Origin of the sequence: Vibrio ostreae (assembly GCF_019226825.1) — a bacterium.
Classification (GTDB): domain Bacteria; phylum Pseudomonadota; class Gammaproteobacteria; order Enterobacterales; family Vibrionaceae; genus Vibrio; species Vibrio ostreae.
The window spans coordinates 979,208-991,761 of sequence record NZ_CP076643.1 but is presented as its reverse complement, the minus strand read 5'-3'; the positions used below and the strand labels follow the sequence as shown (position 1 = coordinate 991,761).

At 49.5% G+C, this 12,554-nt stretch carries 10 protein-coding genes and 1 pseudogene; 2 read left to right on the top strand and 9 right to left on the bottom strand.

Annotated features, from left to right (window positions below):
• Positions 1 to 123: 123 nt before the first annotated feature.
• Positions 124 to 903, bottom strand: a complete 780-nt coding sequence (locus KNV97_RS10600; RefSeq protein WP_218563067.1) for a S1 family peptidase — start codon at positions 901 to 903, stop codon at positions 124 to 126.
• A gap of 171 nt (positions 904 to 1,074) precedes the next feature.
• Between KNV97_RS10600 and KNV97_RS10595 the strand changes: the two genes are divergently transcribed.
• Positions 1,075 to 2,274, top strand: coding sequence for an IS4 family transposase (locus tag KNV97_RS10595; RefSeq protein WP_218561663.1), 1,200 nt, complete (start codon positions 1,075 to 1,077; stop codon positions 2,272 to 2,274).
• Between the two features lie 121 nt (positions 2,275 to 2,395).
• On the opposite strand, the gene KNV97_RS10590 is transcribed toward KNV97_RS10595, so the two are convergent.
• The 3 genes from KNV97_RS10590 to KNV97_RS10580 form a co-directional block, all read right to left on the bottom strand.
• The gene (locus KNV97_RS10590) at positions 2,396 to 3,241 is read right to left on the bottom strand and encodes a DUF2971 domain-containing protein (RefSeq protein WP_218563066.1); all 846 of its coding nucleotides are present in this window, start codon (positions 3,239 to 3,241) and stop codon (positions 2,396 to 2,398) included.
• Positions 3,242 to 3,841: 600 nt separating this feature from the next.
• Positions 3,842 to 4,363 carry a class I SAM-dependent methyltransferase gene (locus KNV97_RS10585; RefSeq protein WP_322972728.1) on the bottom strand — a complete coding sequence of 174 codons (522 nt, stop codon included), beginning with the start codon at positions 4,361 to 4,363 and terminating at the stop codon, positions 3,842 to 3,844.
• Between the two features lie 99 nt (positions 4,364 to 4,462).
• Positions 4,463 to 4,768 (bottom strand): hypothetical protein, encoded by a 306-nt coding sequence (locus tag KNV97_RS10580; RefSeq protein ID WP_218563065.1) that lies wholly within the window; start codon positions 4,766 to 4,768, stop codon positions 4,463 to 4,465.
• A 376-nt stretch (positions 4,769 to 5,144) separates the two neighbouring features.
• On the opposite strand from KNV97_RS10580, the gene KNV97_RS10575 reads away from it, so the two are divergent.
• A complete protein-coding gene (locus KNV97_RS10575; RefSeq protein ID WP_136484958.1) occupies positions 5,145 to 5,540 on the top strand; it encodes a hypothetical protein in 396 nt (131 codons plus the stop codon).
• Between the two features lie 66 nt (positions 5,541 to 5,606).
• Here KNV97_RS10575 and KNV97_RS10570 read toward each other — a convergent pair whose 3' ends face one another.
• The 5 genes and pseudogenes from KNV97_RS10570 to acnD all read right to left on the bottom strand — a co-directional run bounded on the left by KNV97_RS10570 (position 5,607) and on the right by acnD (position 12,414).
• Positions 5,607 to 6,041 carry a GNAT family N-acetyltransferase gene (locus KNV97_RS10570; protein ID WP_218563064.1) on the bottom strand — a complete coding sequence of 145 codons (435 nt, stop codon included), beginning with the start codon at positions 6,039 to 6,041 and terminating at the stop codon, positions 5,607 to 5,609.
• Positions 6,042 to 6,079: 38 nt separating this feature from the next.
• Positions 6,080 to 6,469, bottom strand: a complete 390-nt coding sequence (locus KNV97_RS10565; protein WP_218563063.1) for a hypothetical protein — start codon at positions 6,467 to 6,469, stop codon at positions 6,080 to 6,082.
• A 228-nt stretch (positions 6,470 to 6,697) separates the two neighbouring features.
• A pseudogene (locus KNV97_RS10560) lies at positions 6,698 to 8,574 on the bottom strand (propionyl-CoA synthetase).
• A 24-nt stretch (positions 8,575 to 8,598) separates the two neighbouring features.
• Positions 8,599 to 9,795, bottom strand: coding sequence for a 2-methylaconitate cis-trans isomerase PrpF (gene prpF, locus KNV97_RS10555; protein WP_218563062.1), 1,197 nt, complete (start codon positions 9,793 to 9,795; stop codon positions 8,599 to 8,601).
• Between the two features lie 12 nt (positions 9,796 to 9,807).
• Complete coding sequence (gene acnD / locus KNV97_RS10550; protein ID WP_218563061.1) at positions 9,808 to 12,414, bottom strand: Fe/S-dependent 2-methylisocitrate dehydratase AcnD; 2,607 nt, start codon at positions 12,412 to 12,414, stop codon at positions 9,808 to 9,810.
• Between the last annotated feature and the right edge of the window lie 140 nt (positions 12,415 to 12,554).

The window sequence follows — 12,554 nt, the reverse complement described above, 5'->3', positions numbered from 1 at the left end:
TAAAGTTAAAAGACCGACACGGCAGTAAAGCTAGTTAACGCTGCATTAAGGTGTGAGCGACGCTTGGCTATACTTAAGCGAAGCGAAAACGCCAAGCGTTGCGAATCACTCTTAAATGCTTTGTTAGCTAACAAACTGATTGCACAAATCTAAAATCGCATTGATATGTGACCCAACTAGGCATTTCTGCTTAGGGTAACCCTCTACTAAGATCCCTACACATTCCATTGAAAAATGATATTGATTTAAACCTGTTGGTTTAACAAGTAGCCCCATAATTGGCCCGCCACTCATACCCTTAAGTTTTGGGGCAACCCCAATGCGATTATTATATGTATCAATCTGCTTTTTATCTGAAAACTTAATGTAAAAAGGATCGACGATTGGTGAAGGGGTTTTAATTGTTCCATCAAATTTTTCAGCGGTAATACTTAATAACTCAGGAGTGCTTTTCCCATATTGCACCTTTAGTTTGTTCTTATTGGCTGGAAAACCCATGACCAGTTGATACGGCAGTTTACTATAACCCAGCTGCTCATCAATCAGCGGTACACTTGTATATCGGTCAATCCCATTTCTAGCTAGAACATAGTCCAACCTTGCAACTGCTAGATCCCTCTTTTCATCAGTAGCAAAAGCTACATGTTCCAACAAAATATTTGTACCGTTCACCACTATTGAAGAGCACTTGTATTTATTCAATGCATCGTCAACCACGTGTTTAGCTGTAATCAAATAGGGAATACTATCAACATTTACAATAACACCAGATCCAAAACCACTTGCATCAACTTTGCGGTCTGCACCATAAGCTAAGAAAGCAACAACTACCTTTTGCCAACGCTCTACAAGATTGTCGATAAACTCTAAATTCTCTGGATTTAGTTCGTAAAATTCTGTCATATACATCTCCATTAACTCTAACTGAGCACTCGGTTAGCTAACGCCGCATTCTTACGAATCCCCTCATAATTTCTATATAAAACAATGAGTAGACGCGCATCGCTCATTCTGATCTAATGAATTTCGCCAAAAACACACCTGATTAAATGGATTTAATAGGGAGCCCTAACGATGCGCGACATTCAAATTCTACAGCAAACTCTCGAGAATCAATGCCCCGACATTCACAAAAAACGACTGAAATCTCTGATGCTTGCAACCAAAACTGTACTCGACGGCTCTGATCTCACATTGACCAAAATTGGGCGCGCACTCGACACCGATACCACCGTAAAGCATGCGATTAAACGCATCGACCGATTGCTCGGTAATCGCAACCTACACCGTGAAAAAGACACCATTTATAAGTGGCATGCGTCCTTTATTACCCGTGCCAACCCTTTTCCTGTGGTGCTCGTTGATTGGTCAGATGTTCGCGAGCAGCTACGTTATATGACATTGCGCGCTTCAGTTGCCGTTAAAGGTCGAGCCATCACGCTTTATGAGCAAGCGTTTGAATACAAAAACTACAACTCTCCAAAGAGCCATCAATACTTTCTCGATAAGCTTCAAACGCTCCTGCCCGAAGGCTGCACTCCCATCATTGTCTCGGATGCTGGATTTAGAAATACATGGTTTCGGCAAGTCGCCAACAAAGGTTGGTTCTGGTTGGGACGCGTACGTGGCGAAGTCTCGATCAAATGTGGTGATGCCCCTTGGCTATGGAACAAGACCTTCTATCCTCAGGCAACTGACAAACCGCGGTTTTTAGGGGAAAGCCAATTAGCACGGCGTTCGCCGCTCACATGCTTTGCCTATTTATACAAGAGCCAACCTAAAGGCAGAAACCCCCATCGACACAGCCGAACCTGCCAAAAGCATTCAGCAGGAAAAGTATTCCACAGAGGTGCAAAAGAGCCTTGGCTTCTAGTAACAAACATCCCCAATCAGGTATTGAATGGCGTTAAAATCACTCGCTTATACGCCAAAAGAATGCAGATTGAAGAGTCGTTTCGAGATCTAAAAAGCCCCGCTTACGGATTGGCACTGCGCCATAATCGAACTCGCTGTACGAATCGTATCGATATCCTACTGCTCATGGCGCTAATGGCAGAAATCATCATGTGGTGGAATGGCTTAATCGCCATGCAAGCTCAATGGCATTATGACTTCCAAGCCAACACTATCAAACATCGCCGAGTACTATCCATCCCTAGATTGGGTAAAGAGGTACGTTGTCATCGAAGATACCAAATAAAAGGGTCGCAATATCATTGGGCTATGATGGAATATCAACGTCTCACACACACTTGTGGCTTAGGTGAATTATGAGGGGATCCGCCAGCGCCGCATTAAGGTGTGAGCAACGCTTGGCTAAACTTGAGCGAAGCGAAACTGCCAAGCGTTGCGAATCACTCTTAAATGCTTTGTTAGTTTATTACTCTCCATTTGTTCAATAAAATTTTTCTAAGTTAATTGAAAACGATTTCCTTTCAATCTTTGCTACAAAGGTACAATTTTCGAGTCCTTTGTTTTCAATGATTCTGAGTAGGTGAGATAACTTTGGCTGTGGCATTTTTTCACCGATGATAATTCTCTTTATAGCACTGTCACTATATTTCATTTTATTTTCACCACCTATGAGACGAATCTCATTTTCATATTTCCAATCACTGTGTTTAGTGAATATCAAATGTTGCAAAAATAAAGGTTTTTCATCGCGCACCATTGACTTTATATATTCATTAAACTCTAGCTCCATATAATTGATATCAGACATCCCTTTAAAGCTTGAGTTTAATGAATTTTGAGAGTTCAGTAATAAATCACAATCAAATTCAATCACAAACCCTCTCATTCCATTTGAATAGTGAGACCACATTAATCTACTTTGAAGAGGTTTATTGTCTACATCATGCACTAAACAGTGAAACTTATTGGATTGCATAGAATGCATCGTTTTAAAGACATATTCATTCAATTGTTCAACTACAACCTCTTTTCTAGAAGCGATAAACCCTCTTAACGCCTCATAAGGTACTTGACTAGAGAAGATAGTTTGACCAGTTTCTATGTCATGCCAACTTAACCCTTCATTTACTTTACAAAAAGTAGCTAACTCTTCGATTGAGAGCTTATCTAGATCAATATCAGATTCCTTAATTATTGTTTCAAAAGGATCGTTGAACCTACTAAGTTCGTTAAACCATAAATAAGACTGCTCAAAGCCGTCAAGATTGTATGCCTCATCGTTAAAAAAACGATACAAGTTCTTTATTTTATTAAAATCCAAAGACATAAAAACACTCCAAATAAACTAACAGTTATTAGACAGACAATGTCTGCCAGAACTTGTCCAAACCAACATAAGCCACTGATTAGGTTTAACGTAACATAACGTTAAACAAGAGCGTCACTTCCGCTCGAATTCACAAAATACCGACAGATTCTATCTAACACACCATAGTAAACTGAATACATAATCAACCATTCGTCAGACCAGGTCAACAAGCACCAAAAGAAACGAGTCAACATTGTTAATCGCATTAAGTTTTTAAGTAAAAACTTACCAATAACACTCTGAAACCACTGTCCGAAGGCAAAAAATCAGGACGATTTTTTAGGTTTTCGGCGTCGGGAACGCCTAAAACCGGCCTGAACAGCGCCAAAGAACCCAAGCGCCTTTCTGGTTACTCTTTGGCGCAAGCAAAGAGTGACTGGCACGCTGGCACTCAACTAAAGAAATCGACCAAGTCAGAGCGTGACATACAACACAGCAAACCGTTTCACTCCTCGCCACAAACGCAAAAACCACGTCGATGTTTTAGCTTTGGACATCGAAAATTCCGAAAACGGGACATACTGAACGACCTGACTCATAATCGATATCTCTGGAACCTTACTTTCCTTTCTCGACAATCAGATAACTGTGTAACTGAGGATATTGATCAAACTCCAGATGGCGGATAATACAGCCGAGCTCCATAAACAGAGTTAAGAAACCGTTCAAGCCCAGCGACGAATAGTAGACTTCCGGCCCCATAAAATCGTCTCGATGGCAACCCTCTTCATCTGTACCGCCGAATGAAAAGATAAACACACCACCGGGATTGAGACTGGCGACGATTTTACATAGCACCGGCTTTTGTTGTGATAAAGGAATATGCCAGATACTGTCCCACGCGGTGATAAAATCGTATTTCTCGGTTAAATCACACTCACAAATATCCTCTTGAAAAAACTGCACACCAGGCAGCTTTTCCCTCGCGATACTGAGCATCTTGGGCGAAATATCCAACCCGGAAGGAGTAAAACCTTCCCCCGCCAGCAACTCAATGAAACGACAAGTACAACCACAACCCACATCCAGAGCCCGTCCGCGCTCACTAACAAAACTGATCGCTTTTTTTGTGCTGTGCAATACCATTACTCATATCAAACTTACCATCCGTCCAGATATGAGTAATTTGATTGTATGCCTTGGCGATATCCTCAGGCTTCATTTTTATCTCTCCCCAAACTAAAACATACCCGCGACCAAACTCGCGATCATCGGTACATAAATAGTCAATTGAGCCTCTTTAGTATTGAGAACTTTCTTGAAAATGGCGACAAGGATAAACAGGATCCAAACCACACCCGTTGCCAAACCTAAATAGCTGTCTAAATCCTGGTAGTGTTTAATCATTACCAGATCTTTTAAAACTTCAGATTCTGAAGCTGAAGACAGCTTTGTTAAGGCCATATCCATCATGTACCCGTAGTACTTCGCCCAGGCGATGAGTACCAATTGGAGTAGCAGTGTAATTATTGAAAATAACTTCATTATTTTTACTTCTAAAGAAAGCTAGTCGGCATATTCTGACAAACTTCGGCGTCAAAGAGCTTAAGTTATCGAGATACAAGGCAAAAAATCAGGACGATTTTTTAGGTTTTCGGCGTCGGGAACGCCTAAAACCGGCCTGCACAACGCCAAAGAACCCAAGCGCCTTTCTGGTTACTCTTTGGCGCAAGCAAAGAGTGACTGGCCCGCTTGCACCAAGCTCAAGAGAATTGAAACCGTCAAAGCGGGACATACAAACAACCAATAGCCAGAAGCCAGAAGCCAGAAGCCAGAAGCCAAAATAAAAACACCACGCCAAGTTTGTTATATCAAAGCGATACCGCTAAAATCCCCTCGCCTTCCCCCAAGAGAAACCCAAATGCTATTTGACAACGATATCGACCAAATGCTGAGCTACTTAGAACGATTCTGTAAACAGCCACATATCAAAGCACTGGATACGGTTTCTGACGACCAGATTAACCTGCTGCTCGATTTCTTAACCCTCGCCCACAAAATGCACAGTGACATCTACGCCACCAACAGCCTGAAAAGCTCGCACTTTCTCGCTATCGGCACCTTTGCGTTAACTCAGGAACGAGCGCCGCAAGGCAACCTGTTTATCAAGATTGAAAATGAGCGCCTGTACCTGGCTTTTGAACTCGACCATTGCGACCAAGATAACCTGCTGACGCCGATTCGGGTCATTGACGGGCTTATCTATCTGGCGGAGATTCAGGGGCACGGCCTGTTACCAGAACACTATCCACGCTAATGAATGCCGTCATTTGAGCAGTAAGCCGTACTTGCGGCTGTGAATATGGCAATGAACGGCACAGCACTAAACGTTACTGTTGCTTGAGCTGTTGAACGAATACATGCGCACTTCGTCTCTCGGGAACCAGCCTAATTTTTGATAAAACTGCTGGGCATTGAGGTTGTCGTTCAACACAAACAGGTGCGTTTTAGCAATACCGATGTCCGCCAGCGCCTGGGTGGAATGTGCAACCAAATCACGCCCCAGATTTTGCCCGCGACAATGGGATGCCACCGCTAAGTGCTGCAAATAACCGCGCCGGCCATCAGTACCAACCAATACCGCACCAACAATGTCCGCGCCGCTTTGCGCGACAAAACTTAATCCCGGATTACGCGCCAGGTAGCTTGCGATACTGTCGCGTGAGTCCGCATCGCGGATACTCATCCCCTCAGTTTGTGCCCACAGGGCAATCACCTGATCATAATCGGCAATCTCCATTAGACGAATGCTGACCACACCCACTCTCCTTGTTCGATATTGTAAATGAATAATTATCAGTAGGTTGCGGATATACCGTACTTTTGCATAAATGAGCTGGCGCTCAGGCTACCGATGAGGCTGCCGGACGTGACAGAAAAAGCGAGAATAAAAATAACCGCTTTTGATATATCGCCGCTAAACAAATTGCTGCCAAAAAGATACGCCATGGCTGCTAAGACAAACAACGTAATCGCGTACTTATTGGCAAGGAAAAACCATGATATTTCAAACACCCAAAGTTCGCTGTGCCCCCGGAATGTCGACAAACCACCGGCGACGTAAAGCAGCGAGCCAAGGATAGCCGCTATCACCACCACGCACACATAGGGAAAGAAAGGCTTATCGATGAGAAAGAGGTAGCCCATGCGTAACGTAAATAACAGCGCGCCCAGCCAAAGAATCATTATTGGTCCGATTATCAATCCCATATATTCTGCCTGTGTTTAATTTCCGGTTAAGCCGCTGCAATGGGGTTGATTGATACCAACAACATTGAACCGGCATATAAAATTAAACACATAATTCATTATTGGGTTCAACAGGTCAAGCCAAGTTAACCGTCCTCAAAGGTAACAACGTTACAGTGCCACAATAAAAAGCGCCCGGTCGGTCAGAGCGGGCGCTTTTTCCAGTTATGAATGCAGAACTTTCTCCAGCTCAGTCAGACTGACCGGGTCATCAATCGTCGACGGCACACTGTAGCTTTCTCCGTCCGCGATTTGACGAATAATCCGCCGTAAAATTTTACCGGAGCGGGTTTTCGGCAGGCGCTCGACCACCAGGGCATGTTTGAAACAGGCCACCGCACCAATCTGACTGCGTACGCTCGACACCAGTTCGGATTCCAGTGCCAGGCTATCGACTTTCACCCCGTCTTTCAGCACCACCAGGCCCAGTGGCAGTTGCCCTTTGAGCTCATCATGCACACCGACTACCGCACATTCGGCGACCGCCGGGTGCGCGCCGACAATTTCTTCCATTTCACCGGTCGAGAGGCGGTGCCCGGCGACGTTTATCACATCGTCAATCCGGCCCATGATGAACAGATAGCCTTCTTCATCCAGGTAACCGCCGTCACCGGAGACGTAATAACCGGGGAACTGAGCCAGATAACCGGATTCAAACCTGTCGTGGTTGCGCCATACCGTCGGCAAGCAGCTTGGTGGCAGCGGACGCTTCAGCGCCACAAAACCCTGCTCGTTTGGTGCCGCCACTTCGCCCAGTTCGTTTAAGATCTCGACCTGATAACCCGGAATCGGCTTGGTGGCAGAACCCGCTTTAACCGGCATCAGCTCCAGTCCGGTCGGATTACCGGCGATGGCCCAACCGGTCTCAGTTTGCCACCAGTGGTCAATCACCGGCTTATCGGTCTGTGCCTGAACCCATTCCAGCGTCGGCGGATCGAGACGTTCACCGGCCATAAAAATCGTCGTCAGACAGGATAAGTCGTAATCTTTCAGATACTCGCCGTTCGGGTCTTCTTTTTGATCGCCCGGAAAGCCGTCGGGGCCGAGAACAGCGCATTCACCTTGTACTCCTGACACACGCGCCAGAACGCGCCCGGATCCGGCGTGCGTACCGGTTTACCTTCGTACAGAATCGTGGTGCACCCGTGGATCAGCGGCGCATAAACAATGTAAGAGTGCCCCACCACCCAGCCCACATCCGACGCCGCCCAGAACACGCCATCCTGCGGCATGTTGTAGATGCAGCTCATCGAATACTTCATCGCCACCGCGTGACCGCCATTATCGCGTACCACGCCTTTTGGTTTACCGGTCGTGCCTGAGGTGTACAGAATATACAGAGGATCGGTCGCCAGAACCGGCACACAGGCGTGCGGCAGTGCATCCTGAATCAGGCTGTTCCATTCCAGATCGCGCTCGCTGGTCATCTCGGCCCGGCATTCGCTGCGCTGATACATCAGTACTTTCTCCGGCTTCCAGCGGCTGTCCATAATGGCCTGATCCACCATCGGCTTATATGGAATCACCTTATTCACTTCCACGCCGCACGATGCGGTCATGATCACTTTCGGCTCGGCATCTTCAATCCGCACCGCCAGCTCGTTCGGGGCAAAGCCGCCAAACACCACCGAATGAATCGCACCCAGACGCGCGCAAGCCAGCATCGCCATGGCCGCTTCCGGGATCATCGGCATATAGATGATCACCCGGTCACCTTTGGTTACGCCCTGCTCGGCCAGCATGCCCGCCACCCGGGCGACGCTGTCACGCAGAGCAAAATAGCTGTAGCGCTGCTTTTTGCCGGTCACGGGTGAGTCGTAAATCAGCGCGATTTGATCGCCGCGCCCTTGCTCACAGTGATAATCCAGCGCCAGCCAGGATGTATTGAGCAGGCCGTCCGGGAACCAGCGCTCAATGCCGTGATTGTCTTTTTTTAAAATGGTTTGCGGGAACTCAAACCAGTCGATGTGCCGGGCCTGAACCTTCCAGAATTCTTCCGGTTGTTGCTGTGCCCATTGATATTCCTTTAAATATGCAGACATGGTGCTTCTCCTTCAAATTCTGGCTTAGCCAAACGTGATGGTTTGCGCCGGGACGCGAACCCAGCCTTCCATCAAAATACGTGCACTGCGACTCATCACGGCTTTCTCGACCACCCAGCCCTGTTCGGTCTGAACAGCACTGGCACCGACTTTGAGCGTTCCGGACGGATGACCAAAGGTCACTGACTGTTTTTCACCGCCTCCGGCCGCTAAATTGACCAGAGTTCCCGGTACACAGGCTGCTGCCGCTATCGCGACCGCTGCGGTGCCCATCATGGCGTGATGCAATTTGCCCATCGACAAAGCGCGCACCAGCAGATCAATTTCTTCGGCCTGTACGGTTTTACCACTGGAAGCGTGATAGGTTTGCGGCGCTGCGACAAAGGCTACTTTCGGCGTGTGCTGGCGGGCTTTTGCCTGTTCCAGATCGCTGATAAGCCCCATCTTGAGCGCGCCGTACGCGCGGATGGTTTCAAACATCGCCAGTGCTTTTTCATCACCGTTAATGTCATCCTGCAGCTCAGTACCGTGGTAGCCAATTGATGCGGCATCAACAAAAATGGTCGGAATGCCGGCGTTGATCAGGGTCGCGTTTAAGGTGCCTATTCCGGGTACATCAAGATCGTCCACCAGGTTGCCGGTCGGGAACATGGCGCCGTCGCTGTCGGCCGGGTCAACAAAATCGACCTGAATTTCTGCCGCCGGGAACGTGACTCCGTCGAGCTCAAACTCGCCGGTTTCCTGCACCATGCCGTTGACGACAGGCACATGCACTACGATGGTTTTGCGGATGTTGACCTGCCACACCCGCACCGCGACCACGCCATTGTGCGGGATCCGCGCCGGATCAATATAACCGGCGTGCATCGCAAACGGGCCGATCGCGGCCGACAAATTGCCGCAGTTGCCGCTCCAGTCAACAAACGGCTGGTCAATTGAAACCTGACCAAACAGGTAATCCACATCGTGATCCGGTTGAGTGCTCAGGCTGACAATGACGCTTTTACTGGTGCTGGATGTTGCCCCGCCCATGCCGTCAATTTGTTTGCCGTACGGATCCGGGCTGCCGATGACGCGCAGCAGCAAGTCATCGCGCGCCGGGCCCGGGCTTTGCGCCGCCTCAGGCAAGTCTTCTAAACGGAAGAAAACCCCTTTGCTGGTTCCGCCGCGCATATAGGTCGCTGGCACTTTGATTTGTGAAGGAGTGCTGACATTGCTCATGATTTTACTCCCTTAACCCGCCAGAAAATCTTGCGCGAAACGCTGCAACACGCCACCGGCGTTATACACGTGCACTTCATCAGCGGTATCCAGACGGCAGATGACCGGCACATCGAGTTTTTCGCCGGTTTTGCGGGTGATCACCAGTGCCAGCTCAGCGCCGGGCTTAATGTTACCGACCACGTCATACAGCTCAGAACCATCCAGCCCTAAGGTCAACCGTGTCACACCCGGTTTAAACTGCAGCGGCAGCACGCCCATGCCGACCAGATTGGTACGGTGAATACGCTCAAATCCTTCTGCGACAATCGCTTCTACCCCGGCAAGACGCACCCCTTTGGCGGCCCAGTCACGGGAAGAGCCCTGACCGTAATCAGCACCCGCGACAATGATCAGCGGCTGTTTACGCTGCATGTAGGTTTCGATGGCTTCCCACATCCGGGTCACTTTGCCTTCCGGCTCAATACGTGCCAGTGAGCCCTGCACCACTTCGCCGTTCTCTTTCACCATTTCGTTAAACAGTTTCGGGTTGGCGAACGTCGCGCGCTGCGCGGTGAGGTGATCGCCCCGATGGGTGGCGTAAGAGTTAAAGTCTTGCTCCGGCACACCCATTTTGGTCAGGTATTCCCCAGCAGCGCTGCTGGCCATAATGGCGTTGGACGGTGACAGATGGTCAGTGGTGATGTTGTCACCGACCACGGCCAGCGGACGCATGCCCTTCAGGGTACGTTCTCCGGCCAAAGCGCCTTCCCAGTAAGGCGGGCGGCGGATATAAGTACTCATCGGACGCCAGTCATACAACGGTGCACTGCTGTGCTGCTGGTCGTCGAGTTTGAACATCTGAATATAAACCTGGTTAAACTGCTCCGGTTTAACAAATTCACCCACCACCGCGTCGATCTCTTCATCGCTTGGCCAGATGTCATTGAGGTAAATCGGTTTGCCGTTTGCATCGCTGCCGAGCGCGTCGCGTTCAATGTCAAACCGGATGGTACCGGCCAGCGCATAAGCCACCACCAGAGGCGGCGAGGCAAGAAACGCCTGTTTCGCATAGGGATGGATGCGGCCGTCAAAGTTACGGTTTCCGGACAAAACGGCGGTGGCGTAGAGATCACGTTCGATGATCTCCTGCTGGATCTTAGGATCCAGTGCGCCGCTCATCCCGTTACAGGTGGTACAGGCGTACCCCACAATGCCAAATCCAAGTTTTTCCAGTTCCGGCAGCAGGTTGGCTTCCTCTAGGTAAAGCTTGGCCACTTTCGAACCCGGCGCAAATGAGCTTTTCACCCAGGGTTTACGCTCCAGGCCTAATGCGTTGGCTTTTTTGGCTAGCAAACCGGCCGCCACCACGTTACGCGGGTTACTGGTGTTGGTGCACGAAGTGATGGCAGCAATGATGACAGCGCCATCGGGCAGTTCACCCTCTTTCTGTTGCCATTGTCCGGCAATGCCGCGCTCCGCCAGCTGAGAAGTCGGCAGGCGGCGATGCGGGTTAGACGGACCGGCCAGGTTACGCTCGACCGAAGAGAGATCGAATTCCAGTACCCGCTCATACTCAGCACCGACCAAATCATCGGCCCACAAGCCGGTCTGTTTAGCATACTGCTCGACCAGTTCAACCTGCTCGGCGTCACGCCCGGTCAGTTTGAGGTAGTTGATGGTCTGCTCATCGATATAGAACATCCCGGCGCTGGCGCCGTATTCCGGTGTCATGTTAGAAATGGTCGCGCGGTCACCGATGGTAAGATCTTTCGCCCCTTCGCCAAAGAATTCCAGATAGGCAGACACCACGCGCTGCGCGCGCAAAAACTCGGTGATGGCCAGCACGATATCGGTCGCGGTGATGCCCGGTTTGCGTTTACCGGTCAGCTTGACGCCGACAATATCCGGCAATCGCATCATCGACGGACGGCCCAGCATCACGGTTTCCGCTTCCAGACCACCGACGCCGATGGCGATCACGCCCAGCGCATCAACATGCGGCGTATGGCTGTCGGTGCCGACGCAGGTATCGGGAAACGCTACGCCGTCTTGGAGTTGCACCACCGGCGACATTTTCTCCAGATTAATCTGATGCATAATGCCGTTACCGGCCGGGATCACGCTGACGTTTTTAAACGCGGTTTTACACCATTCGATAAAGTGAAAACGATCTTCATTGCGGCGATCTTCAATCGCGCGGTTTTTCTCAAACGCATCGGCTTCAAAACCGGCATGCTCCACCGCCAGCGAATGGTCGACGATCAGTTGGGTTTCCACCACCGGGTTGACTTTGGCCGGGTCACCGCCCTGATCCGCAATCGCATCGCGCAGGCCGGCTAAATCAACCAGTGCCGTCTGACCAAGGATGTCATGACACACGACCCGGGCCGGATACCAGGGGAAATCGAGGTCGCGTTTACGCTCAATCAGCTGTTTGAGCGCATCGGGCAGTAAACCAGGGTCGCAGCGGCGCACCAGGTTTTCTGCCAGCACGCGTGAGGTGTAAGGTAAAGTGTCGTAAGCACCGGGAGAGAGGTCGTTAACTGCTTGCCGGGCATCATAGTAGCTGATTTGACTCGCGTAGCTGTTATTACTACCGGGCAGCGTTTTTCTGTACTCGCTGTTCATAGAATCCATCCAAATATCGTCAGGCTCTGGCCTGACTGCTTGGGCCTGCACAGCGGCGCGACTAACTGACACCGAGTACGGGCAGTCAGTCACAAGCAACGCCATGCAGAAAATTAGGCGTTGTCACCCCTGCTGGCTGTGCTGTCGGT